General features: G+C 32.5%; 24 protein-coding genes. 6 read left to right on the top strand and 18 right to left on the bottom strand.

Annotated features, from left to right (window positions below):
• Positions 1–3: 3 nt before the first annotated feature.
• From VOI25_RS12905 to VOI25_RS12880, 6 genes are all read right to left on the bottom strand, one after another.
• Positions 4–231, bottom strand: a complete 228-nt coding sequence (locus VOI25_RS12905) for a PspC domain-containing protein (protein WP_323789498.1) — start codon at positions 229–231, stop codon at positions 4–6.
• Positions 232–281: 50 nt separating this feature from the next.
• A complete protein-coding gene (locus VOI25_RS12900; RefSeq protein WP_323789497.1) occupies positions 282–1,553 on the bottom strand; it encodes a DUF2851 family protein in 1,272 nt (423 codons plus the stop codon).
• Between the two features lie 67 nt (positions 1,554–1,620).
• On the bottom strand, positions 1,621–2,928 hold the full coding sequence (locus tag VOI25_RS12895; RefSeq protein WP_323789496.1) for a YCF48-related protein: 1,308 nt from the start codon (positions 2,926–2,928) through the stop codon (positions 1,621–1,623).
• 68 nt (positions 2,929–2,996) lie between these two features.
• Positions 2,997–3,806: a helix-turn-helix domain-containing protein gene (locus VOI25_RS12890; protein WP_323789495.1), complete on the bottom strand. Its 810-nt coding sequence runs from the start codon at positions 3,804–3,806 to the stop codon at positions 2,997–2,999.
• 125 nt (positions 3,807–3,931) lie between these two features.
• Complete coding sequence (locus VOI25_RS12885; RefSeq protein WP_323789494.1) at positions 3,932–4,912, bottom strand: cysteine synthase family protein; 981 nt, start codon at positions 4,910–4,912, stop codon at positions 3,932–3,934.
• Positions 4,913–4,978: 66 nt separating this feature from the next.
• Positions 4,979–6,217 carry an ABC transporter permease gene (locus tag VOI25_RS12880; RefSeq protein ID WP_323789493.1) on the bottom strand — a complete coding sequence of 413 codons (1,239 nt, stop codon included), beginning with the start codon at positions 6,215–6,217 and terminating at the stop codon, positions 4,979–4,981.
• A gap of 9 nt (positions 6,218–6,226) precedes the next feature.
• Between VOI25_RS12880 and VOI25_RS12875 the strand changes: the two genes are divergently transcribed.
• Positions 6,227–7,486, top strand: a complete 1,260-nt coding sequence (locus VOI25_RS12875) for a DUF1343 domain-containing protein (protein ID WP_323789492.1) — start codon at positions 6,227–6,229, stop codon at positions 7,484–7,486.
• A 1-nt stretch (position 7,487) separates the two neighbouring features.
• Here VOI25_RS12875 and VOI25_RS12870 read toward each other — a convergent pair whose 3' ends face one another.
• The 5 genes from VOI25_RS12870 to VOI25_RS12850 form a co-directional block, all read right to left on the bottom strand.
• Positions 7,488–7,880: a hypothetical protein gene (locus VOI25_RS12870; RefSeq protein ID WP_323789491.1), complete on the bottom strand. Its 393-nt coding sequence runs from the start codon at positions 7,878–7,880 to the stop codon at positions 7,488–7,490.
• A 156-nt stretch (positions 7,881–8,036) separates the two neighbouring features.
• Positions 8,037–8,714, bottom strand: coding sequence for a hypothetical protein (locus VOI25_RS12865; protein WP_323789490.1), 678 nt, complete (start codon positions 8,712–8,714; stop codon positions 8,037–8,039).
• Positions 8,715–8,991: 277 nt separating this feature from the next.
• Positions 8,992–9,831 carry a sterol desaturase family protein gene (locus VOI25_RS12860; RefSeq protein ID WP_323789489.1) on the bottom strand — a complete coding sequence of 280 codons (840 nt, stop codon included), beginning with the start codon at positions 9,829–9,831 and terminating at the stop codon, positions 8,992–8,994.
• Positions 9,832–9,835: 4 nt separating this feature from the next.
• Complete coding sequence (locus VOI25_RS12855; RefSeq protein WP_323789488.1) at positions 9,836–10,723, bottom strand: hypothetical protein; 888 nt, start codon at positions 10,721–10,723, stop codon at positions 9,836–9,838.
• Positions 10,724–10,733: 10 nt separating this feature from the next.
• Entirely contained in the window at positions 10,734–11,228 is a 495-nt protein-coding gene (locus VOI25_RS12850) for a YkgJ family cysteine cluster protein (RefSeq protein WP_323789487.1), read from the bottom strand.
• Between the two features lie 98 nt (positions 11,229–11,326).
• On the opposite strand from VOI25_RS12850, the gene VOI25_RS12845 reads away from it, so the two are divergent.
• Positions 11,327–12,034, top strand: a complete 708-nt coding sequence (locus tag VOI25_RS12845; protein ID WP_323789486.1) for a class I SAM-dependent methyltransferase — start codon at positions 11,327–11,329, stop codon at positions 12,032–12,034.
• Here VOI25_RS12845 and VOI25_RS12840 read toward each other — a convergent pair.
• The 3 genes from VOI25_RS12840 to VOI25_RS12830 form a co-directional block, all read right to left on the bottom strand.
• A complete protein-coding gene (locus VOI25_RS12840) occupies positions 12,015–13,634 on the bottom strand; it encodes an amidohydrolase (RefSeq protein WP_323789485.1) in 1,620 nt (539 codons plus the stop codon). The genes VOI25_RS12845 and VOI25_RS12840 overlap by 20 nt on opposite strands.
• Before the next feature lie 264 nt (positions 13,635–13,898).
• Positions 13,899–15,653: a TonB-dependent receptor domain-containing protein gene (locus tag VOI25_RS12835; RefSeq protein WP_323789484.1), complete on the bottom strand. Its 1,755-nt coding sequence runs from the start codon at positions 15,651–15,653 to the stop codon at positions 13,899–13,901.
• Positions 15,654–15,660: 7 nt separating this feature from the next.
• Positions 15,661–18,684, bottom strand: a complete 3,024-nt coding sequence (locus tag VOI25_RS12830) for a tetratricopeptide repeat protein (protein WP_323789483.1) — start codon at positions 18,682–18,684, stop codon at positions 15,661–15,663.
• 218 nt (positions 18,685–18,902) lie between these two features.
• Between VOI25_RS12830 and VOI25_RS12825 the strand changes: the two genes are divergently transcribed.
• Positions 18,903–19,586 (top strand): cell division ATP-binding protein FtsE, encoded by a 684-nt coding sequence (locus VOI25_RS12825; protein WP_323789482.1) that lies wholly within the window; start codon positions 18,903–18,905, stop codon positions 19,584–19,586.
• On the opposite strand, the gene VOI25_RS12820 is transcribed toward VOI25_RS12825, so the two are convergent.
• Positions 19,583–21,205 carry a hypothetical protein gene (locus VOI25_RS12820; RefSeq protein ID WP_323789481.1) on the bottom strand — a complete coding sequence of 541 codons (1,623 nt, stop codon included), beginning with the start codon at positions 21,203–21,205 and terminating at the stop codon, positions 19,583–19,585. The genes VOI25_RS12825 and VOI25_RS12820 overlap by 4 nt on opposite strands.
• A gap of 106 nt (positions 21,206–21,311) precedes the next feature.
• On the opposite strand from VOI25_RS12820, the gene VOI25_RS12815 reads away from it, so the two are divergent.
• Positions 21,312–22,205 (top strand): hypothetical protein, encoded by an 894-nt coding sequence (locus VOI25_RS12815; RefSeq protein WP_323789480.1) that lies wholly within the window; start codon positions 21,312–21,314, stop codon positions 22,203–22,205.
• Here the strand turns inward: VOI25_RS12815 and VOI25_RS12810 are convergent.
• Positions 22,202–23,029, bottom strand: a complete 828-nt coding sequence (locus VOI25_RS12810; RefSeq protein ID WP_323789479.1) for a 2OG-Fe(II) oxygenase — start codon at positions 23,027–23,029, stop codon at positions 22,202–22,204. The genes VOI25_RS12815 and VOI25_RS12810 overlap by 4 nt on opposite strands.
• Here VOI25_RS12810 and VOI25_RS12805 point away from each other — a divergent pair.
• A complete protein-coding gene (locus VOI25_RS12805; protein ID WP_323789478.1) occupies positions 23,004–23,975 on the top strand; it encodes a glycosyltransferase family 2 protein in 972 nt (323 codons plus the stop codon). The genes VOI25_RS12810 and VOI25_RS12805 overlap by 26 nt on opposite strands.
• A complete protein-coding gene (locus tag VOI25_RS12800) occupies positions 23,975–24,916 on the top strand; it encodes a glycosyltransferase family A protein (RefSeq protein ID WP_323789477.1) in 942 nt (313 codons plus the stop codon). The genes VOI25_RS12805 and VOI25_RS12800 overlap by 1 nt, the downstream gene beginning before the upstream one ends.
• Here VOI25_RS12800 and VOI25_RS12795 read toward each other — a convergent pair.
• Positions 24,899–25,294, bottom strand: coding sequence for an FdtA/QdtA family cupin domain-containing protein (locus VOI25_RS12795; RefSeq protein ID WP_323789476.1), 396 nt, complete (start codon positions 25,292–25,294; stop codon positions 24,899–24,901). The genes VOI25_RS12800 and VOI25_RS12795 overlap by 18 nt on opposite strands.
• Complete coding sequence (locus tag VOI25_RS12790) at positions 25,284–26,117, bottom strand: glycosyltransferase family A protein (RefSeq protein ID WP_323789475.1); 834 nt, start codon at positions 26,115–26,117, stop codon at positions 25,284–25,286. The genes VOI25_RS12795 and VOI25_RS12790 overlap by 11 nt, the downstream gene beginning before the upstream one ends.
• Positions 26,118–26,154: the final 37 nt, after the last annotated feature.

Genomic DNA, 26,154 nt, shown 5'->3' with positions numbered 1-26,154 from the left:
ATATTACAGATCAAATACTGAAGATCGTTTAGTATAAATAATGTCTTTGATTCTCATCCAAAACGCAAAGAATAAATACAAGGCAAAACCAAATCCTACAGTAACAAAAGTGAGGTACATAAATGAGGTACGCACTACTTTTGCTCTAATTCCTAAACGATCAGCAATACGTTGACACACGTAATAGCCTCGTTTTTGAAAATAGTAAAGCATTTGGTAGAAAAATTTCATCAAGCTCATTTTATATTGCAATTTAGTCTTTAGTTTAAAACATTAAAAGTTTATTTGTTTAAAAGTGAATTTCCAATCGCACATTTCAAACATTGATGCTTATTACAATATTCGGTTTTTAACTGCACTAAGGCTTGAGATTCTAAAGCTGAATTTGAAACCTTTTTAAGTGTATCAAACCCTTTTATTATTGAATTCTTTTCAGAATCAATTGCTCTCATAATCTCTATAAGCTTGTCATTAATTTCTTCGCCTTTTTGTTTCGCATAGGTAAATTTAAGAGGAATTATGGTATTAATCAATAGTAAGTCTATAAACGATTTTGTTAAGGTCTTTTCTCTAGATTTAGATGACTTTTGAAATGTGTAATGGGTTTTCCAATACTCAGATGTAGATACTTTTAAAAGTCTGTAGAAATCCTCTAAAGTATTACTGACTATAAGCTTTGAAAACAAACTTTGTTGTTCATGATACAGTGATGCTAATTGAGATAAACGAATCGTTGGAAAATTTGGTGGACGCAATCTAAAAAACTGAAATGGCAAGACATAAGTATTAGACAGCTGAAATTTTTGTTTTAAAAAATTAAAGGTTTCCTTGAGGTCTTGATAATATTTATCCTCTAAATCTTTTTCTAATAATCCTGCTTGACCAAATAATAATGCTTCTATGGCTAATACTTTGGATTGAGATTTTTTTACTACTGAAAATTCTATTGATTGTGCTAAACTAAAAAAAGCATCACCATTGACTTTAAGTCCGAAATTTTTGGTTAGCATTTTAAATAGTACAGCTTCCCAATTATTTTTAGAGGCTACAAGCAAGTCCTGAATGATTTTTGACTTTCGTTCTAAACGTTCAACATACAAGCGCTCAAGCCAATAATTTACTACAAAATCTTCTGTTTGAGCAAAGTCATTTTCACAATTAATCCATTTCGATGAATTTGAAAAAAGTTTTTGATAAGTACCTAAAACATCTGAATTAATGTACGGTTTCAATTCTAGGGTTGGAATAGTTGAATTATCCTTTCTAAAGATATCTGTATCATGTTCATAAACTACATGTAAAATCACGTTATCATAGACGCTATCTTGTTCATGGTGATGTGCAAACCAATCACTAGACTTTATATGAATCTCTACATTTCCTGCCCAAAGCTGCTGTCCTATTTTTAATTGTGCATTGAAAAAATCTGGTCCAGAATTGTGATTATGGTGACCAACAGAAACTAAAGCTAAGGATTCATGTTGTGTTGTTTTAAGATTGAGGACATCAAATTTTTTATGTTTCCAGATATAATGTAGAAAATTTTCTCTCATTATATAAAAGTAATAAAATTGACGAAACCAACAAGTCTACATACAAATTTCTTGACTTAGTTCATAATCAATCTACTACAACTTTTATAGATTCATAGCCATGATAGGTGTACAATACAACAAAGTAATTCCCTGAAGCTAATGCTGAAGCATTCCAAGAAATTTCGTGCTCACCAACCTTTTTACGATCTTGTGTTACTACCTGAACACGCTGACCGGAACTGTTGTATATACTAATTTCACAATACGTGTTATTAATTAAATTCAATTTAATAACAGCATTATCTTTGATTATGTTTGAACCTTTTATTGATATCGAATGTCCTTTAGGCTTATTAATTTCAAATTCTTCAATACTTAATAGAGAAGAATCAACATATTTATAAACATTAGTGCCAGACGTGTACATTAATGTGTCGTTTACACGTTGAAAACGATTAAAACTTGTTCCAACTGAAGGTTTATATTCCCAACTACTTCCCTGATTAGTAGTCTCATAAAAAAACGTATTATAACCGCCTACCCAACCTATGTCTTCATTTAGAAATCCAATACCTTGAATAGTGCCTTCAACTCCAGCAGATGTTACCGAGTTGAGTTGCCATGTTAGTCCACCATCAATAGATTTATAATATTCTGGTGTTGACGTAAAAGCTTCAACAGATGCATACATTATTGAATCGTTTATTTCTTGAATTTTCCAAATACGCTCATTAGAATCATTTCCTATTGTAACCGTATTCCATGTTTGACCACCATCAGCAGTTCTGACTATAATTCCTCTTAAACCAGTGCCTTGAGCACTTTGTCCAGCTGCATAGCCGATATTTTCGTCTTTAAAATAGATATCAACCAAAGCATTGCACAAATTACCCATATTAGTATAGGTCCATGTACTACCTTGATCTATAGATTTCATAATATATGCGGAACTATAAAATGTACCAGTAATGAAAATAGTGTTTTCATTAGTCATGTGCATGCCACAAATACCAGGTATATTCACAGGTAAGGTTGACGTTATATCTGTCCACGTTTGGCCTCCATTAATAGTTTTCAAAAGTGTAGCATTCGGATTTCCATTAGCAAGAGTACCAGCAAAACCAATATTTTCACCGTAAAACTCTACACTTCTAAAGTATTGATTACTATTATAATATTGCTGATTCCAAGTCAATCCTCCATCAATAGTCTTTAGTATTTGTCCTCCTCCATCTACAACCCAACCAATTTCAGTATCGACAAACAGCATATCCTCAAAACGCCAACCAAATGTATTCACATTTAAGGTTTGCCAAGATTGTGCTAATGATACAAAAGACATTAAACACACAAATAGAATACATACGTATTTTGGAAGGTTTAGTAGTTTCATAAGCTTTAAAATTTAAGTTCACAAAATAGGAGTTGCTAATTTTATGAAATAGTAAAAAAGCGAAATATTCAATTAATACGAAGATTTAAAATATCACCATCTGGATGAATTGATTTTAAGAACATTGTTGGGCTGAGTCCTGTAAAATGCTTAAAATCTTTAATAAAATGTGTTTGATCAAAATAGTCGAACTCCAAAGCCAACTGAGTTAAAGATTGATTCGTATTTTCTTTCATCTTTTCAATCACTTCATTTATTCGGCATGTACGCAAGAACAGTTTAGGTGATATTCCAATTTCATTTTTAAACCGTTGCTGTAACCGTCTTAATCCAACACCTGCATCTAGTTTTTTTATACTATGAATACCAACATCTAGCCGTTTAAAAATGGTTTTTAAACTTTGATCGTCATTATAATTCACATAAGGCAAAAGGTAGGCTTCAATTAACTTAATTCTTTCAGAAATTGAATTAGCCAAGCAAATTTTTTCTTGTAAAATAGTCATTTCAGGAAGATCAAGATCTGTCAAATTCAAACAGCCATTAGTAAGATAATGCATATCAACTTTCCAAATTTGATTGGCTACCCAAGGATGGAATTTAACACCAAAAACGTTTAAATCACTTTCTGGAAGGTATAAATTAATGTGCTTTTTAATTTGACCAAACACATGAAATTTCCCTGTTTTAGATTGAATGTCTGTGTCTGGAAAATCACATTGCCAAGGTGATTCTAAATGAAAGACCCAATCTACATAAGCGTCTGGAACAAACCTATAAGAAGAATTATCAATGTCATTATCTGTAGACGTAATCGTCCAGAAATATGCAATTAGTTGTTGGTATGCAGGAGATGCTTTATATTTTTTGAATTGCATGGGTTGTTTCGACTATTTTACTAAAGTAAGAAAATCTTAACTCTTTTCTAATAATACCGCTTGAAAACAAAAAAAGCCTGAATAGAATTCAAGCTTATATATTTAAATTATTTTATCGACATTACTTAATCAATATATCCCATTTTCTTCATCCAATCGTCGTTAAACATTTTTCCGACATAACGGCTGCCATGATCATGAAATAAAACAACGACAACATCGTCCTTTTTAAAATGTTCTTTTAATTGCAATACACCTTTTATTGCAGATCCAGCAGAATTGCCTAAAAACATACCTTCTTCTTTTGCTAGTCTTTGGGTATACACACAAGCATCTTTATCGGTAACCTTTGTAAATCCGTCGATAATTGAAAAATCTACATTTTTCGGAAGTATATCTTCACCAATTCCTTCGGTGACATATGGGTAAATTTCATTTTCATCAAAGACACCAGTTTCATGATATTTTTTGAAAACACTTCCATAGGTATCAACTCCCCAAATTTTTATATTTGGATTTTGTTCTTTTAAATATTTTCCAACACCAGAGATTGTACCACCTGTTCCTACGCCAACAACAAAATGTGTGATTTTACCATCGGTTTGTTTCCAAATTTCAGGACCTGTACTTTCATAGTGTGCTTTCGTGTTACTCGGATTATCATATTGATTTACATACCAAGAATTAGGTGTTTCTTCTCCTAATCGCTTTGATACAGAATAATAACTACGCGGATCATCAGGCTCGACAGCTGTAGGACAAACAATGACTTCTGCTCCAACAGCACGCATAATATCTACTTTCTCTTTACTTTGTTTATCTGCCATTACAAAAATACATTTGTAACCTTTTACGATTGCAGCAAGTGCTAAACCCATACCAGTATTACCCGAAGTTCCTTCTATAATTGTTCCTCCTGGTTTTAAACGACCATCAGCTTCGGCATCTTCAATCATCTGTAAAGCCATGCGATCTTTTACCGAGTTTCCTGGATTAAAGGTTTCGTATTTTGACAATACCAAACATGGTAATTCAGCTGTTAGCTTATTCAGCTTAACTAAAGGTGTATTTCCTATTGTTCCTAAAATATTTTCTGCGTAATCCATAGTTATTGTTTTGCGTTGCAAAAATAGATATTTAAACTGTAAACAAAATTGTTTTTTTATTAAGAATTATTCAAATCGAATGGCCTTAACTGGAGAAATTTTTGTGATGATTATTGACGGAATCATTAGCATTAAAAAACAAGCAATGAACGTCCCAATATTCAAAAGAATAATATAATCTATACCAATATGTACCGGAATAATAGATACATAATATTGCTCTGGATCTGGGAATTTAAGCAGACTAAACTGTTTCTGAATATACAATAATGTCAATCCGATAACATTTCCCCAAAATAAACCCAAGCAAATTAAATAGGTTGCATTGTATAAAAATATTTTCCTAATACTCCAATTAGAACTACCTAAGGCTTTTAAAATTCCTATCATTTGTGTACGTTCTAGAATTAAAACCAAAAGTGCTGTTATCATGTTAATTCCTGCAACGATTATCATAATAGCGATTATGCCATAGGTGTTATTGTCGAAAATTTTAATCCATTCAAACGTCGTATAATATTTTTCTTCAATGGTTTGCGTATTTAGGTTTGAAGGTGTAGCTGCTCTTATTTTTGCATCCATCTCACTCAACTTACTATAATCCTCAATAAACACTTCAAAATTACCAATCTGATTAGCGTCCCATTTATTTAAACGTTGCACATGCCGAAGATCACCAAGCATAAATGTTTTATCAATTTCTTGAAACCCAGAATTAAAAATACCAACAATAGTAAATTGTCTAATAAAAGGAATCTCATCTATATTATCTTTTCCAAAAACCATCTGAAACGAATCTCCTACTTGAAACGCAAGTCGATTAGCCAAATAACTAGAAATAAGCACTTCATTTTTTAAATCTTTGGATGTGTTTGGCAAACTACCTTCAACTAAAAAATCTTTGAGATAAGACCAATCGTAATCTTTGCCAACGCCTTTTAGAACAGTGCCTTCAAAATCGGTTTCGGTTCTAATCACTCCAAATTTAGTTGCGACGGCTTGTATGTGCTTCACACCTTCAATGGTATTGAAGTTTGGATAAAAATCTTGTTTGGTTGAAACTGGTATTACAGATTCGTTTGAAATATTGTTATCGTAATTATTAATGGTGAGATGCCCATTAAATGCAATTACCTTTTCTCGCACTTTTTTTTGAAGCCCTAAACCAGTCGCAATAGCAATAAGCATAACAATTATACCAACCGCAATTGCAGTGATTCCAATTTTTATTATTGGAGCCGAAACACTACTTTTATACGCTTTACTACCAATAATGCGTTTAGCTATAAAAAACTCGTAATTCAAAATTTAAATATGCGTTTTAAGATGTTCAAAAATAGGGTTTTCCCAATTATTATTATACTTGTTTTAGTTCTGATTTCCTGTGGAAATAAAACAAAGGACGATTCAGCTCAAAATAAAAAGATCCTGAATCAAGTTCAGGCTGACAATCAAACTAGTATTGAATCAATTATTGTTGGTGCAAATCAAACCGAAACATATTTGCCATTACTGAACGGAAAGCGCATTGGTATTGTAGCGAATCAGACTAGTGTAATTTTTAAATCTGACCATAAATCATATACCCATGTAGTAGATTCTTTAATTGCTTTAGGTATTGATGTTAAACAAGTATTTGCACCTGAACATGGTTTTCGTGGCACTGCTGATGCTGGTGAAATTGTAAAAGATGGGATAGACACCAAAACCGGTTTACCTCTTGTTTCTCTTTATGGAAAGAACAAAAAGCCGTCTCAAGAGCAATTAGCAGGTTTAAATCTTGTGGTATTTGACATCCAAGATGTTGGTGCTCGATTTTACACTTATATTTCTTCTTTACATTATGTAATGGAAGCTTGTGCTGAAGCTAATATTCCGTTGATTGTTTTAGACAGACCTAATCCTAATGGACATTATATTGATGGACCAATTTTGGAAATGGAACACAAAAGTTTTGTCGGAATGCATCCAATTCCTGTGGTTCATGGAATGACCATTGGAGAATATGCACAAATGATTAATGGCGAACATTGGCTTGATCACGGAATTAAATGTGAACTCACGGTGATTCCTGTTCAAAATTATACGCATGAAACATCCTATAGTTTACCAATAAAGCCTTCACCAAATTTACCAAATGATGTCGCAATAAATTTATATCCAAGTTTATGCTTTTTTGAAGGCACCAATGTCAGTGCTGGTCGTGGGACTTCTGGGCAGTTTCAAGTCTATGGAAGTCCGTTTTTAGATAAAGAAGATTACACTTTTAAATTTGTACCGCAACCCAATGAAGGCGCAAAATATCCAAAACACAAAGGCGACTTGTGCTATGGTGAAGATCTTAGAGATCATAAAACACTTAACTTGCTTAATTTGCAATTCTTAATCGGAGCGTTTAATAAATCGGTAGGCGAACAAAAATTCTTTAACGACTTTTTTATCAAGTTGGCAGGAACCAAACAGTTGCAACAACAAATAGAAGCTGGTTTATCTGAAAAGGAGATTAGACATTCGTGGACAGATGGGATTTCAGAATTTAAAACAATTAGATCTAAGTATTTACTTTATAAATAAGTTATTCTTTAGAAACCAATTTATCATCTTCCAGAGCTAATAAAACAGAATTATCTCTTAAGATTTTAACAACAAATACAATGCGTACAGGAGATTGTACTGCAACAAAGACATGTTTGCCCTTACTTAATTTTTTTAATGGAATTTTTACAGTTTTATCCCTAACAGAAAGATCTACCTCTCGTTTGTATTTCATATTGACAGCATACACTTTATTAATTAAAGTTTTGCTTTCAAGCAAGAGTGTATCTTTTGTTTTATTTAATTTTTGAATTAAACCTTTCGCTCTTACATTGACATTTTTTTCAAGAATGGCAAAATCATTTTGAGCCTGAAGATTACTAAAAGGAGATGTTATTAAAACAAGAAAGACTATAACGAAAACTGATTTCATGTGCACACGCTGTTAACGTCAACGATAATGAACTAATAGCTTAATTATAATCCCAGACAACTAAACTAAAACTCTTTAAGTGTTTACACACAAAAAAACCTATGAACGGCAAATAAAACCGAAGTATGGATATTTTCTTACAAATGAGACTACAAATTAGTCGTCATTGTAAGGCTTACCATTAGGTCTTAAATTATTCCGCCTGTAATCTGCTCTAGTTTGAACTTGATCTCTATTAGCATCCGAAAGATTATACGATTTCTTAAAGTACATGTCTTCACTTTCGTAATCTAAATCAGTACCATTTGTAGCAATACTCAAATTTGTTGCGTCAAAATCTAAGTCAACACCATCACTAGTGTTTGATAAAACCTCAGCATCAATAGATGCCACATCTAATTCTTCGGCTATAATTTCAGGTTCATTTACAGCAATAGCTTCAACTTCTAAACCATGCAATGAACCGAATGGTAATAATCTATCGATTTGAAATACAATAATTTTATCAGCTTGATAAAACATAACTGTATATTTTCCTAAAGGCAATTCGTCTAAAGGAATTTTAGCACTCTTAACTGCTGGTTTAAAATCAAATACTTTTTCGGCCTGATCGCTTATAAAACGAACTCTCTTAAAAATAAATTTGTTTTCTAGAAGCAATGAATCCTGAGTACTGGATAAATCGTGGTTTAAATTAAACGCTAATGGATTTACATTTTTTCTAATCGTAGTATAGGTCTCTTGTGCAGACAGGCTACTATTAAAAAACAATGCGAATAAAACGAGACCAATAAGGCCGTGAATTGGCATGCCAATTGTAGTAATCTTGTTCATGATTGGGGTCATTTAAAGGTTAACAAAAAACTAAAATCAATCTTTCTTAGAGGTACTTTTCTCCAATGAGAGATTGCATATAATTATACTCAAATGTATGTGGTGAAAAACTTCATGAGCAAGAAGTTGGTTGAATTCCAATAAAGATTCGATGAATGAAACAAAAAGAAGAAAAAAAGGGATGAACTACATGATTTATAGAGTTTTCAAAACAAAAATTTAGATCGTAAAACGTTTAAAATGAGCACTTAATCGAAAACAAGAGTTTGTTTTTATGCTACTCTGAAGACTTTATCGTAGTCGGTTTACGGTATTTATGAAACGGTTGTTTTAAGAGTGCTCCAATTTTTCCATTGGCTTCTTCGTCAGGAAATGTATCAACGCCATAAACAATTAATTTAGGATCAAGTGCCATAAAAGTACCGAAGAGTCTATCCCAAATTGAAAAGATATTACCATAATTACTATCTGTATAAGGTAACCTGTAATGATGATGTACTTTATGCATGTTTGGAGACACTATAATATAACTTAAAGCCTTATCAACTTTATTTGGCAACTTAATATTAGCGTGACTAAATTGCGTAGCCACTAACGATAATGACTGATATAAAAAAACAATAGCTATTGGTGTTCCAATAATAAATACTCCGGCTAGCGTAAACACAAATCTAATGACACTCTCAAGAGGATGATGTCTATTAGCAGTAGTCGTATCTACATTGTGATCTGTATGATGCACCAGATGAACCATCCAAAGTGGCTTTACTTTGTGTTCAACAAAATGAGCAAGATAGGCTCCAATAAAATCTAAAAGTAAAACACCAAGCAAAACATAAGCCCAAAGTGGCAGATTAGGTATCCAGTTAATAATTCCAAACTGATTGTCCTTTACCCAATCGGAAGTCCCAATCAACATAAATGCTAGGCCAAAATTAATGACAATAGTTGTTATCGTAAAAAAGATATTTGGTAAGGCATGTTTCCATTTCTTGTATTTAAAATTGACTAAAGGCAATGAACCTTCTAACAACCAGAAAAATGTGAGTCCACCAACTAAAATCAAACTTCTATGAAGTGACGGAATGGTTTCAAAATAATTAATGAGTGTTTCCAAGCGTTTAGGAATTATTCTTGACGATTAAGTTGGCTTTCTTCAAATTTACTAAAGAAACTTTACTTCTCCATATACTAGCATTAGTTTCATCTTTTAAAAGAATATAAGCTGTGAAATTCAAAAATGCAAAAAGAGCTTCGTTTGAAGCATCAACCTTAGCACTATCAATTCGTTTTAGTTGTCTCAATACTTTTTTAGCCTTTCCTAAAACCAAAGCTTGTTTAATTTTTTGAAGTTCAATTTTTTGTTTTAGTATAACAGAATTATCATTTGCGATAAAACCTTCAGCTTCACTCAAATAATAATTGGATAGTTTTACTATTTCTGGTTTCACATCATCGTTAACATGAACAGAAAAATCAGCATATTGTGATGCTAAGTGATACGCCGAATTAAAATCTTGTTGCTCTCTGTAAAAGGCTAACTCTTCCTTTAAAAATGATGTGTTTAAGGCATATTTGGCAATAAATTCTGCTATATCTAAATAGTCATAATACTCAAGTGTAGTGTTAATGATCTGACCATTTATATCCATGATTTTTATGGTGTCATCATTAAATTTATCTATATACAGCTGACTTCGTTTTCCTTTTATCTCGTTGAAAAGTGCTTGATAATTATGTTCACTAATAATAACTGGCACAAAATGTTCCCATATTATTTCATTCAGAATTTCATTTTCAAACAAGTTAACTACTTCCGGAGTTCCATTCTCTTTTTTTACTATCACATGAAACTCTTGGTACGAAACATCTTCCCAGATTACGAAAAGTAATTTATCTTGAACAAAAGCAAGGCTTTTAGCTACATCTAAAGAGGTCATCCATTCTTGCGATTGGCAAACCGAAAGTGATCCAAAAAAAAGTAGACCAATGAGAATTGTCTTTTTCATAGGCTGTATGTTACATTTTAATTCGTTGCTTCATGGCCTCAACAATATTATAAGCAGCAGGACAAATTGATACATTTTTTAATGTTAAGTTTGAGATTTGCTGAAACTTTTTTCTATCCGTATGTGGAAATTCACGACATGCTTTTGGTCTCACTTCATAAATTGAGCAATAATTATCAGTTCCTAAAAAAGTACAAGGAACCGATTGCAACACATAATCATTCTCTTCATCCAACCTTAAATAGGTGTCAATAAATTGCTGTTGCTTCATTTTAAAGTGTTTTGCAATGCGTTCAATATCCTTAGGTGTAAATAATGGTCCAGTCGTTTTACAGCAATTAGCACATTCTAAACAATCGGTGCGCTGAAATTCTACATCATGAAGATCTTGCATGATATAATCTAATTGCTTAGGCGGCTTTTTTTTAAGCTTTGTAAAGAAGGTTTTGTTTTCCTTATGTTTATCTTTGGCGAGCTTAGGAAGATTGTTTATTACGTCTTGCATACTGTAAATTTAATGTAATTTGTCATTCTGAACAACGCGAAGAATCTAAATCTATTAGATGTTTCGACTGCGCTCAACATGACACCAAATTCAAAACCGTGAAAGATCTATTTGGAAAAGCTCTACGTGATTATCACTACAATAATTATACCGAAGACCTCATCACTTCAACTAATATCTCTGGAAATGATGTGCTTCCTATTCCCTATTTGTTTCGATCTTTTTCTGAAATGCCTAAGCTTGAACAAAAGGCTTTACAATTAGCCAAAGGATCTATCTTAGATGTTGGTTGTGGTTCTGGAAGTCATAGTTTATATCTACAAGAGAAAGGCTTACCAATAAAAGCTATTGATATTTCTGAAGGTGCCGTTGAAGTTGCAAAACAACGTGGTTTAAAACATGTTGAGTTGAAAGCGCTTTTAGATGAAACCGAAACCTTTGACAGCATTCTGTTACTTATGAATGGAACAGGCATCTTTCAAGAGTTATCTCAGATTTCAATGTACTTAAAACATTTGAAATCATTATTAAATTCTAATGGACAAATTTTAATTGATTCTTCAGATATTCAATACATGTATGAAGATGAAGATGGTGGACTCTGGATTGACACAAACGCAAGCTATTATGGCGAATTGGATTATTTCCTAAGTTATAAAGGTGAAGATGAATTTCCAATGAAATGGTTATATCTCGATTTTGAACGTTTGCAATTAGCTTGCGAAGCTATTGGATTGACATGCGAAAAAATCATGGATGGCGAGCATTTTGATTATTTGGCTAAGATTACTGTTTCTCACCATTAACAAACGTCTGTTCAACTTTAATATTAGGAATTTCAATCTGATCAACCGTCATAATATCTTTGTCTAAAATGATAAAGTCTGCAAATTTACCAGCTTCAATACTACCCTTTTCATCTTCTTCAAAATTAGAATAGGCTGCCCAAATGGTCATGCCCTTTAAGGTTTCTTCTCTAGATAATCCGTTTTCTTTTTGAAAACCACCTTCAGGATATTGTTCTAAATCTTGTCTTGCCACTGCAGCATAAAAGGTTAACAACGGACTTACTCGTTCTACGGGAAAATCGGTTCCTAAGGCGACTTTTCCGTAAGCATTGAGCAAATCTTTAAATGCATAAGCACCTTTAATACGTTCGCTTCCTAGACGATCTTCAGCCCAATACATATCACTTGTTGCATGTGTTGGCTGAATAGAAGGCATGACATTTTTATATAATTCAAAATCTTCTTGAGATACGACTTGAGCATGTTCCACTCGCCATCGTCTATTTTCTTTTCCAGCTAAAACCTTATTATAAGTTTGCAATACAGCACGATTAGCAGAATCTCCAATGGCATGAGTATTCATTTGATACTCTGAATCAGCAATGCGCTCTGCATTTGTATTGAAAGTTTCTAAATCTGTAACCAACAATCCAAAATGACTAGCCTTATCACTGTATGGTTCCCTTAGCAATGCACCTCTAGATCCAAGAGCACCATCTGCATAAAACTTAAATGAACGTACGTTTAATCTTTCGGTTTTAATAATGCCTTTGTTAAGGTAATAATCGACATTCTTTTCGTTAAAAGACACCATAGCGTACACTCGCATTTTTAAATCTCCTGTCTTGTGCAGACTATCAATAATTTCAATTGAATACTGATCTAATCCAGCGTCATCAACGGTTGTTAAGCCTAAATCAAAACAAATGTCTTGAGCCACTAATAAAGCGTTTACTAAATCTTCTCTTGTATACCCTTCTGGCCAATGATTCCATAAAAAACTTTGGGCATTATCAACTAAAACGCCTGTGAGTTCTCCATTTTCAATCACTACTTCTCCTCCATCAACTTTACTATTAATAGTGATACCTCCAAGATCTAAAGCGGCTTGATTACATAATGTAGCGTGACCATCTATACGAGTTAATGCAATGGGTGTTTTAGGAAATAATTTATCTAACAATTTTTTATTTGGAAACGCTTTGGCTTCCCAATCATTTTGATCCCAACCTCTTCCTACAATATAGTCCAGTTGTTTTTCATTTTGAAAATCTAATACACGTTTTACGACGTCTTCAAAACTTTTCGTTCCAACCAAATCGGCATCTTGTTGGTCTAAACCTAAGCCTAAAAAGTGGCAATGCGCATCTATAAATCCTGGGACAATTGTCTTGCCTTGTGCGTCTACTACTTTTTCTGAAGCGTACTTCGACTGAATCGAGCTGGAAGTTCCTATTTCTATAAACTTGCCGTCGTTAATAGCAAAAGCTTCTGCTTTACCAAAATCATTATCTACGGTATAGATATTCGCGTTAATGACTATAGAATCGACGTTTTGTTTGTCTTCTGAACATGAAAAACAAATAATTAAAAGTAGAAGGATGGTTAGTTTATTCATTGCATATAATACTATTACTCGTTTAAATCTCATTATGTCATTCCGAACGAAGAATGAGGAGGAATCTCATTATTTATAGATTTCTCGTCATTCGTATATCACTCTGTCGAAATGACAACTTACAATTTTTATAAAGATTAAAAATACGAAAAGCATTCAATTCAATGAGAATGAATGCTTTTATTTTAAGTTTTAAAAATCGATAATATCCAAGTTACTGAAACAAGTTCAGCACAAGCAAGGGCGGAATGACACATCTATATATTAAAAATCAAACTGATAGGTAATTCCTGCAAGAAATTGGATGCCTTGAACAGGATAATTTAACCATCGTTGATAATCTTTATTTACAATATTATTCGCTTTAGCAAAAGCAGACAACTGATCGTTAATTTTATAGCCTACGTGTGCATTCACATCAAAGAAACTATCTAAAGTAATGGTTTGTGGTGAATCCACTGGGAAGAAACTCTGTTCGATTGCGAATACATCTTTACGTTCACCTACAAAAAATAGATTTGCTCCAGCAAACCAATGTTCATCAATTTGGTAATCTAAAAATACAGAGGCTTCAATGTCTGGTAAATTCCAAGCTTCAGCTTCGTTATCTGTATCGTAGCCAAAGTACTCAGCTTTTAAAGCCAACTTAAAGTTTCGGTTAACATCAACATTTAGTTCTCCTGCAATTGAAAATGTACTAACATCATCGTAAACAATGCCTAATGAATTTCCAAATTGGTAATTTTCTTCAGCTGTTCCTAAAACAGAATTTGTTTTAAACAACGCTCTATTATTATCCGCCAAATAATGACCACTAATAGCATAGCTCAAACTATTTGACAACTTTCCTTTAAGTCCGATAGATGCATTATAAGCTTGGTCTGTAGGTGACACAACTAAAGTTGGAGACACAAAAGGGTTCTCTTGAGCAAAATCGTAGTATGAATTCTGGATCATTCCACCTTGAATTCCACCATAGGCAATCATTATCTCATCCACCAATCGATAGCTTGCTGTAATATTTGGATAGATAAAGAATTTACCATCACTAGCTTCTGTATCTCGAAGGTAGACTAAATTAACTCCTAAATTCACGGTTAAATCGTCTTGTTTCATTTGATAACTTGGTGCGACACCAATATTAAAATTACCAAAGTTCAATTCTTCATTTAAGAGATAACTTCTATCAAATGATCCTCCAATATAATCGAAGGTTACCTCAGTGTTTATCATTTCGTCGCTTACAGGCACATCAAATTCTGACTTTAACACAAAGCGGTTTTCACCTGAATCTTGATCGTCTCCAAAACGTCTGTACAATACACTCCCTTTATTAATGATGCCTTCTTCAAAATTGATACTACCACCAAAATTTGCAGTATAAAATGAATGATCAACATCAAATTTATCTATACTTTGATCTGGAAGTCCATACCAATTATAACTCTGTAATTGAAATCCACCTTCAACTTTCCAAGCGTAGTCACTGAGCTTCTGGCTGTAATGCGCATTTAATCCAGTTTCAGCAAAATTATTATCGAAGTTAACATCTTCGATATCTCCAGCTGAAGAATGGTGACTAAAATAACCTCCAACACGTTCTGTATTACTCAATGCGTGATTGAGATATACTTCTCCAAGAATTGTAGTGTATGTTCCAACACCTAAGGATGCATAATTATCGTACAATTTCACCGCTTTTTCCTTATCTACACTTGCCGCTTTTCCTTTAGCTGGTGTAAATGTTGAAGCTACAGGAATAGAAAAAATATTATACTTGATTTCCTTTTTATTAGCTGTAGTTGAATCATTTAAACTTGGTGTTTCTTTGATTTTAAAAGCATCAGAAATTTTAGGTGTATATGGTTTTACCACATTTACAGTTCCAGCATCTATAGAATCTGATTCACGTTCTTGCGCGAAAGATACTACGACGTTTAAGCTTAGAATGGCTAAAATGATATGTTTAAAATTACTTTTCATATTGTCTTTTTGTTGTGCTTCGACTATGCTCAGCATGACATTTTTAGTTTTGTTCGGTTTCAACTGAGGCGTTAGTTTTGGCTTCTTCAGCTTTAATTGTATTTAATTCGGTTTGAGCTTCTGAAACTACATCATCAAATTCGGCAAAGTTAGAAATGACACTTTCCAAAATGTAGGTTGCTTGAAACGCATCACCTAAAGCATAAAAGTTTTTAGCCATAAGCACTAAGCCTTTAGCGCTATAGTATTTGTAGCTGCTATAATCTTTAGCTAATTTTTGAACCACAGTGTTCGAAGCTTCATGTTTGCCTTCCTTATGTTTAAAATACGCATTGAAGTATAACGCTTCGGCCGCCAAAACACCATTTGCTATTTTTTCAACTTTAGCATATGCCGTTTTAGCCTTGTCTTCATCTCCAGTTTTCATTGCTGAACGTGCTATGATTATTTGCGCATCACTTTTAACTTTATTATCTAATTTAGAATTCTGAAGTGTTTTTTCAGCATAAATTACGGCTTCATTGTAATTCTGTATTTGATAATAAGCATTCATCAAATTTGATTGTGCATACGTTATATTTTGAGGGTAATCGGCTTCGGTTTCTAAGCGTTTTAGTAAAGGAATGGCTTTATTCCAATTGGAATTATTGAGATAGATTTCAGATAATTTCACAATAGCCTGCTCAGTAAATTCTCCTTTTTGCTGATTAACAACATACTCATAATGCGGCAACGCGGTTTCAGGTAATTGCTTTTTAGAATACAATTCTGCGATATAAAAATGAGACTTTAAGGCGTGAATTCCATTTGGAAATTCATTCAAATATTTATTAAACTGACGAATTGCACCATCTGTATTATTATCTAAATACTGTTTTTCTGCCGCTAAATACGCTGTATTATCAAGTTCTGCATCAGTAACATCTACATAATCTAAAGTTCTTACCCAAGCTGCATATTCATTAACGCGTCCCAAATCGATATAAATTAAACGTGCTGTTGACACTGCTTGATTCGCTTCATCGGTAGAAGGAAAATCTTGAGCCACTTTTTTAAACTTGGTTAGTGCTCGCTCATTATCATTAGCATTGTAGTAAGCTAATCCTTGACGCAATAAGGCTTTTGAAATAAAAACGCTATTTGGATATTCTGAATTAAGACGACCATACATCGTCATTGCCTTGTCAACTTCGTTTGATTTTACATAGGAATTAGCCAATTCATACATGGCATCATCACGCAATGATGAATTTGGAAACGCTTTTATAAACGCATCTAAATCATTAATTTTTTTTGAAGCCTGGCCAATGTAACCATAACTCATCGTCTTTTGAAACGACGCATAATCTGATTCTATTTCATTAATTCTTATAGCTTTTTCGTAAGCAGAAATGGCGTTGGTATAATTACTCGAAACGAAATGACCATCACCAAGTCTTAAATACGCATCGTTTAAGCGCAAATTATCCTCTTTATGATGATCTATAAATTTCTGAAAACTTGTTGTTGCTTGATCGTAGTTTTTAAGTTTAAAATAGGTGTAAGCAATATTATAATCTATATTATTAATTTCAACAACTTGTGATGCCTCACTTTGTTGGTTGAATTGTTTAAATCCTATCAAAGCATCATCAAAATTACTTAAGTGGTAATCGGTTTCTGCTTTCCAAAATGTAGCTCTTGATGTAAAAACTGGATCTTTCGCTTCTTTAATAGATAACTCGAATAGATGTTTTGCTTCCAAATAATCCCCTTCATTATAAACTTCAATCCCTCTATAAAAAGCAACTTTTTGATAAGCTACGCGGTTTTCAAAACCTTTTTTACTCTTTAACAGCTTAATAGCTTCTTTGTAATTTCTTGATGTAATATAGGAATCGATTAATAAGCCTTCTATTTCTTCTTTATAACTCGTTTTTGGATATTGGTCTAAATAACCTGCTAGAACTTGAGGAACAGACTGATACGGATTTCCAATTTCGTAACTGATTTTCGCATAATTTAACCAAGCATCTTCTTGAATCTGTAAATCAAAATCCATTTGAGATGCATTTCTAAAGGCATTTAAAGCTTCTTGCTTCTTATCAAGATTGATATAGCTTTCTCCTAAATGGTAATAGGCATTTTGAGCGACTGCATTGTTACCTCCAATAATTTTATTGAATTCCGAAATGGCATTTTCAAACTCATTCTGCTTGTAATACGCATATCCTAATTGGTAATAATCGGTGTTATTCCATCGTCCACGAGTACCTTTATAGTCTTGCAAATATGGAATAGCTTCAGGATACTGCTCTAAGTTAAAATAACTTTCACCTATAATTTTTGACAACTGTGATTTCTCTTGCGGACTACTAGCATCTATTTGCGCTTTGGCGAGCTCTATAGCTTTTTCGAATTTTCCGAGTTTGAAGTTTAAGTCTGCTTGATAATAGGATAATTTCTCTTTGTATTTTTCTTCATCACTTACCTGATCAAAGTATGTATTGGCTGTATCATAATCGTCGCCTTCATAAGCCATAAATCCAATGTAATATTTAGCCTGTGATCCGTATGCCTTAGAATTAACTACACGATTTAAATAGGTATTAGCTCCAGTTCTATTTCCAGTAGAATACAGTGAATAACCATAATTAAAATTAAATTTATCCCTTTCAGTACGTGCAATGCTATTCTCATCAACCTTATCGTACCACTTTCTTGCATACGCATATTTTCTATTAGCGAAATAATAATCGGCTACATCTAAAAACGCCGTATTTCGTTTCGTACTTGTTGGATAGGTATCTACAAAATCTTGTATTAAATCATCGGCATTTTGTTGATTCAAGCGTACTGCACAATTTGCAATGTAGTAAGCACAATCGGATTCTAAAGTCTCATTAGGTGCATCATTTTTTATGGCTTCAAATAACGATTGAGCAGCTTGATACTGTTTATTGTTATAAAGCGTCAATGCTTTTTGATACTCTACTAAATCACTTGTATAAGTTGCAGATTGTTGTGCGCGTAAATAAAAACTACACAACAAAAAAGTAAGCAAGATACTTAGTTTTCTGAAAGTCATTAGGTTCGATTTTTAATTGATGTCAAAAATAATTTATCTGCAATCTATAACGCAATAATCGTGCTATAATTATGCACAGACTTATTAAAAGGATTATCAAGACAAGATTATGTTACATCAAACGTTAGCTATTTCAGGAATTTGATTTTTGAAAATTGGAATTTGATTTTTTTTTATGATACATTTACATTTTAGAATTCTTGTCTTAAAATTTCTTTATGTCTGAAACTATTTTACAACTCAAAAACGCTTCTATCTATCAAGGTGATAATATGGTATTGTCTGATGTTAATATTGAAATGAACAGAGGTGATTTTGTATATCTTATTGGAAAAACGGGAAGTGGAAAAAGTAGTTTTATGAAAACACTTTATGGTGACTTACAACTTACTGAAGGTGAAGGGCATATTGTAGACTATGATTTAAGAACCCTTAAAGAAAATGAAATCCCATTTTTAAGACGGAAATTAGGAATCGTATTTCAGGATTTCAAACTACTACCTGATCGCACAATTAACAACAATTTAGAATTTGTACTTAGAGCTACTGGCTGGAAAGACAAAACCAAAATAGCCGAGCGTATTGAAGCTGTTCTTGATAAAGTTGACATGAAAACCAAAGGGTTTAAATTTCCTCATGAATTATCTGGAGGAGAACAACAACGCATAGCAATTGCAAGGGCATTATTAAACGAACCTGAACTTATTTTAGCAGATGAACCTACTGGAAATCTGGATCCTCAAACTAGTATTGAAGTGATGGAAGTTTTAAGAGACATCAATAAAAACGGAAACACCATTTTAATGGCAACTCATGATTATGCTTTACTCTTAAAATATCCAAGCAAGACACTAAAATGCGATGAAAATAAGGTGTTTGAAGTCGTTCAGCGTAAAAATTAGAATCCTAACCATTTAAAGAATCGCTTGAAGATATTGTCTTTTTCTTCTGAAACTTGATTGGATTCTTGTACTTCAAATTCAATTATAAACACGCCAAAATTAGAAACTGTTTTTTGTGCTGACACATTGTGTAACGGCTTTTCAAATTCTGTTAATTGCATTGGAAACATAATCTTTAAATCTTCTGGCAGTATTCCAGTTTTCAAAATTACATTAGGGTTTTCAGCATCATAAATACGATAGTTTAAACCTGCTTTCACATCGGGTTTCGAAAAATCTACAAGAACATCATTGCCATCTTCTTGAAATAATACCACTTTATAAGTATCTGTTCGATGTTGATATTTAGCAACGCTTATAATCGACCTCATATCGAATTGTTTGATGTTTTTCCATGAGCTATCTTGATCTAAACCAAAACTAGATTGCCATCTTTCTAACGTGTAATCTTTATCTCCAGTTATTCTGAAACTTGAACTTTTCTTTGTGTAGTAGACATTATTTTTAAAATTCCAATTATTAATATGTTCTAAGACCGAAGATTCTAAAGCTACATAACCCGAATAGACTCTGTTGCCTTCAAATGTTAGTGATTTCGCATGAAGAATACGAAGTGCATTATTTCTACCGATTATAACATTGTTAGTTACTGTAATATTTTCAACTGGAGCATTTTTATTAAAACCAAGAGTTAACGATGCTGCATCTCCATTTATTTCCGAATTTTTAATATCCGCATTATGATAAAAAATATTGCTCTGAACCTTTATGTTTTTAGCAATATTGATGCCGTTTTTATCACCAGAACCTATGATGAGATTGTCTTTAAATAGTGATCCTGGAGAACCATTATTAAAAATAACGTTGTTTTTAATTTCATAATTTTTTACATAGTTATTTTTTGCTTTTTTATTGGCTGACCAAACTTCGATGCCTTTATAATAATTATTAAATATGATGCAATTCTGAATGACTCGAATTTTGTCACTTATGTTTTGCGTATATAAACCTTCACCTAACCCTCTTCCTTTTTTCGAAATATATCCATTATTATAAATCAAGCAACCATCAAATAAACTTCCACCTGTAGCCTTCCATGAACCAACTCCAAGACCAGGATTATTATAAATTTTAAGATTAATAAACTGACAATCTTCACCATTGGTATGCTGAAGTCCAGAAATAGCCTCAAAATTTTCTTCTTTTTCATGTCTTGAAAAATCACCCAAACATGTGATTTCAAAATTCTTATAAATCACTTGTTTTCCTTTTACCTCAAGTACGTTTTCGTTTGGAGAATCTACATTTCCATTTAAAACAACTTTATCATTTTTAAATGCTGAAACTGTAATGAATTTATTCGCCTCTAAACTTTCTAGTGTGCTCACAAATCTGCCATTATAAATACCTTCATGTAACCAAATTACATCATCAGATTTAATGATATCAGATTTTTGATTTAACGCCGTTTGCAAATCCCAAGGGTTTGAAATAGAACCTGTTCCGTTTTGCATCCCAGGAGTTTCATTATGATCTTTTGGAAAGACATGAAATTCTTGTTGGGAATAACCAATTAGACTAATACCTATACTAAAAATGAATGTTAAAAGGTGTTTCATAAACATATATTGACAATATCTGTACCAAATTTATGAATACATAAACGATAGAGTTTATTTTTAATCTAAAATATTGTTTTAGCTTTGAACAAATTTAAAGCAAATTATGAGTTTTTTATTAAAGCGATTATCTCAAAAAAACAGCTGGAATAAAGTCTTTAAGCAACGTCTTACTGAACCTTTCCATCTCAATGTAATTGCGTTATTTGTTTTTGTTTTTGGCTCTTTTAGAAAAAAAGTAGCTTATGATTTAGTGATTCGTCCACAACATGCTTACGGACTTATAAATGCTGCTGATCAAGCAAAATTAAGAGGTTTTAAAGACGTCACTATTGTCGAATTTGGCGTAGCAAATGGAGCTGGATTAATGAATTTAATTGCTATTGCTGAAAAAGTAACAAAAGAGACTGGTGTTACTATTCATATTTATGGTTTTGATACAGGTGAAGGCATGCCAGAACCTATTGATTATAGGGATCATCCCGAGTATTATAACACGGGAGATTTTCCGATGAACAAAGCTTTACTCGAAGAAAAAATCAAAGGAAAAGCAACAATCATCTATGGCTCAATTAAGGCGAATGTAACCGAGTTTATAAAGGACATTCCTCAAAATGCACCTATTGGTTTTGTATCTATTGATGTTGATTATTACAGTTCAACTAAAGATGTTCTTGAATTATTTAAAGCGGAAGCCAATTGTTTTTTACCACTTACCTACGTGTATCTGGATGATATCTTTATGCCACATCACAACGAAAAATGTGGAGAATTACTAGCTGTTTCAGAATTTAATAAAGAGCAATCTAAACGACAGTTAAGCTATCACAAGTTTTTTGAAAACCAACGTATTTTCAAAAAGGCCAATTGGGTGAAACAAATGTATTATTTTCATGTCTTAGATCATCCTTATCGATCAGATTTGAAGCGTGATAGAAACACCTATGTTTTAGATAATCCGTATTTAAAATTTGAAGGCAATAAAAAACAATTCAATTAATCCTTCTTTTTATAAAAGTGAGGGTTTTTACGAATCCCTTTCTTAAACACTTTTCGAACCAACATTCTGAGGTTGGCATCAATGTCTAAAATAATATTGGTGAAGGTATCTTCAGGACGACCTCTAAATTTTGTCACATGAAACTTATCCGTTTCTTTTAATGGCTCATCACTAAAATAGTAATTAGAAATACAACATCTACTTCTATCAACCATCACTTGATTAACAGAATGCCAAGACGTATCATGAGTTGCCATCACTGCCAGTCTATTAAATTTACTCTCGATAACAACAGGTTCTTTTTTTGGTCCATTGGGCCAAAGTTCAAGGTGGCCTCCATTTTCAGAAGACCATTCTGGTGTGACGTAATACAGTAAATTCAACACTCGCCAACGCTCACGTTCAGCATCATGCGAATTATCTAAATGTGGATTTAAAAAATTATGGTGAGCCATTTGTGAAATTCCTCCAGCATACAAAGACTCATCAGCATAAAGTGAATCTACACCACAAATTTCACCAATTAAATTCACGATTTTCGAATCTTGAAACGCATAAAGTACAGCTTCTAATAACTCGTGATGCTTATCCATTTGAGCAGAAACATACTTGTATTCGCGAATACTCTTCAAACATCGCATTTCTGATGTACTTGGAAATACGTCAAAACATTGTTTAGCTAAATCTTTAGGAAGCAAATCATCTATATAAAAAAACCCAATTTGATTTTTAGAAGCGTTATAAGTCGCTTTTAATTCGTCTTGTTTTTCTTTTATCTTGTTGTAAATGAGTTCTGAAATGTCTTGTGATTTAGAACTATCCATGCCTGTCTTTTTTGAGTACTGCAATTTAACGCTTTTAATTCTTATTTTAGCAGTCATGATCTCTGTATTGATTCCAGTTTATAATTATAATGTTGTTGCACTTGTCACACAAGTTCATACACAATTACAATTGTGTAATGTGCCATTTGAGATTATCTGTTTAGATGATGCCTCTACTTCTGAAGTAGTTAATGCAAATGAAGGAATTTCAAATTTAGAATTTACGAGTTATATAAAAAGTAAAGAAAATCTTGGTCGAACCAAGGCTAGACAATATTTATCTGATCAGGCAAATTATGAATGGCTTTTGTTTCTGGATGCAGATGTTATGCCGAAAACGGACAACTACATCAAAAATTATTTGAAATATATGGATTCTGAATTTGAAGCCATGTATGGTGGATTTGCTTATCATGAAAACACGCCAGATTCAAAATATATGCTACGCTGGACGTACGGGAAAACTCACGAGCAAATTAGAGCCAAAGTCCGAAACCAAAAACCTTTCAAGGTTATTATTTCTGCGAACTTCATGATTAAAAAGCCTGTATTTAAAGACATAAACTCTCAAATTGAGCAAAAGGGTTATGGCTTTGACAACTTTTTTGCAGCCTTATTAAAGATGAAGAAAATTAAGGTCTATCATATAGATAATGAAGTGTACCATTTAGGTATAGAAAGCAGTGAAACCTATTTAAACAAAAAAGAAAAAGCAGCTGAAACCTTATTATCTTTACATCAAACCAACAAAATTGAAAGTCATGAAAATGATTTACTACACGTTTTCATAAGATTAAAACGTTATAAATTACACACCATCTTTTCGAAGGTATATAAACTATTTAAAAAACCATTACAGGCAAATTTATTGAGTAGTAATCCTTCGATGAAATTATTACAACTGTATCGCATTAGTTATATGTGCTATAAAGATTTAAACAGTTAATGAAACCATATTTCTCTATAATTATTCCTTTATATAATAAGGAAAGGCATATTACCGACACACTCAATAGTGTTTGGTCTCAGAGTTTTGCAGATTATGAGGTCATTGTTATTAATGATGGTTCAACAGATCATAGTCTTGAAAAGGTAGAAACTCTTAAAGATGAACGTTTAAACATTTATAGTATTAAAAACAAAGGCGTGTCTTATGCTAGAAATTACGGGATTTCTAAAGCTAAATCTGATTTAATTGTGTTTTTAGATGCTGATGATTTATGGTTAGAACACCACTTACAAGATCTTAAAGATTTATATGAACAATATCCAGGTTGTGGCATGTATTGCACAGGTTATGATAAGAAAAGTGAACAGGTTGTAATTCCTTCAAAGTTTAAAGGAATCTCAGAAAAAATAGCGTGGAAAGGAATTGTAGATGACTATTTTTACTCAAGTCAAATGAGCAGCATTGCTTGGACTTCAGCAGTCATGATTCCAAAAACTACGTTTGATAACATTGGTCACTTCAATACAGCATATAACTCAGGAGAAGACACTGATTTATGGATAAGAATTGCTTTAGAATTTCCTGTTGCGTTTAGCAATACAGTTAGTGCGATTCATAATTTAAGTTCAGAGCATAAAATAACAGATTTGAAGCTTTCTGCAAGACATCATATAGATTTTAATTGGTTTCAAAAGGAAGAAAAAGAAAATGAAAGCTTAAAAAAATATTTAGACCTTAATCGGTACTCTGTAGCTATTCAATATAAGTTGGAAGGCAATTCGGTTTCAGCAAAAAACATTTACAAGGATATTGATACTGACAATCTAACAACGCTGCAAAAACGTCTATTTAATTTACCTACTACCATAATTAAACAATTGTTGAAATCTAGAAATTTTCTTAGACGCTTACATCTAGATTTAAGATTGTTTAGATGACAAAAACAAGTCGTAATCTCTAATATAATCTGATTCATCAAACTCACCTGAAGCAATCACTAGACATACAGATCCAGACGAAAAATTTTCCAATTCTCTCCAAACTCCTGTAGGAATTAACAAGCCTTTATCTGGTTTATTAAGCATGATACTCTGTTTAGAGTTTCCGTCATTTAAAATCACATCAAAACTACCACTCAAAGCTACTAACAATTCTAATTGTTCTTTATGCGAATGACCTCCACGATAAGCATTGCTCGGCACATCAAATAGATAATACACCCGTTTTATTTCAAAAGGAATACAATTACCTTCAATTACAGCAAGGTTACCTCTAACATCATTTATTTTTGGTATGTCTATCAGTTTAATATTCATGTAGTTGATTTATTTTCCCTTCATTTTTAAGCATTTTATATGTTTTGATGCCTTCAAAACCTGTTCTAATTTTAGCAAATACGTCTTTAACAGCAATGTATTTATACCTTAATAAAAAGAACACATACTTAAACACCCAAAGATAACTCAAATTACCATAAAATCGATATCGAAGAGCTGACCTTGCAAAAACCGCATTATCACTTCCCATTAGTCGTCCAGAACTTTCGTTAGGATGCATAACTATAGTTTGAGCTATATGTATCATTGGTAAATTTTTGTCATAGGCATTACGCAAAAACACATATTCGGTCTCGCCTTTAAAAACTGAACCCACTCCAAAATAATGATTAAAATAAATGGCATTATCATGAAAAACTTTCCTATTAAACGTAATGACCCAAGTATAAATCTTTTTAAGTGATTTTTTATTATGACTGCCTTCTTGATGATAATTGGTATATAATTTTCCGGATTCATCAACAGCTTCAAAAGAAATCATCGCAGCATTTGGATGGTTTTTATAGGCGTTTAAAATCGTTTCTTTTAAATTAGGCTTAAAGACAATATCATCATCAGCCATAAGGCAAATATCTTGAGTTGCATTTTGAATCGCCAGATTTCTACTTGATGGCGAACCTCTTTCAAATGAATTAATGACTTTAATATTTGCTTTATCAGATACTAACAGTTTATCTTCTGTCGTTTGATTCACAACAATTAAATCGAAATCATCACTATTATTATCAACAAACATAGGTTCTAAGAAACTTAAATCGTCCTTGAACATTGTTGATATTAATATTTCAATACGGAATGACATTACAGATTAAGTGGCTATGTGATAGGAATTCTTATTT

It is taken from the genome of Psychroserpens sp. (assembly GCF_034670085.1).
Lineage (GTDB): Bacteria > Bacteroidota > Bacteroidia > Flavobacteriales > Flavobacteriaceae > Psychroserpens.
The sequence above is the reverse complement of the archived record's forward strand: the minus strand, read 5'-3'. Positions and strand labels throughout refer to the sequence as shown.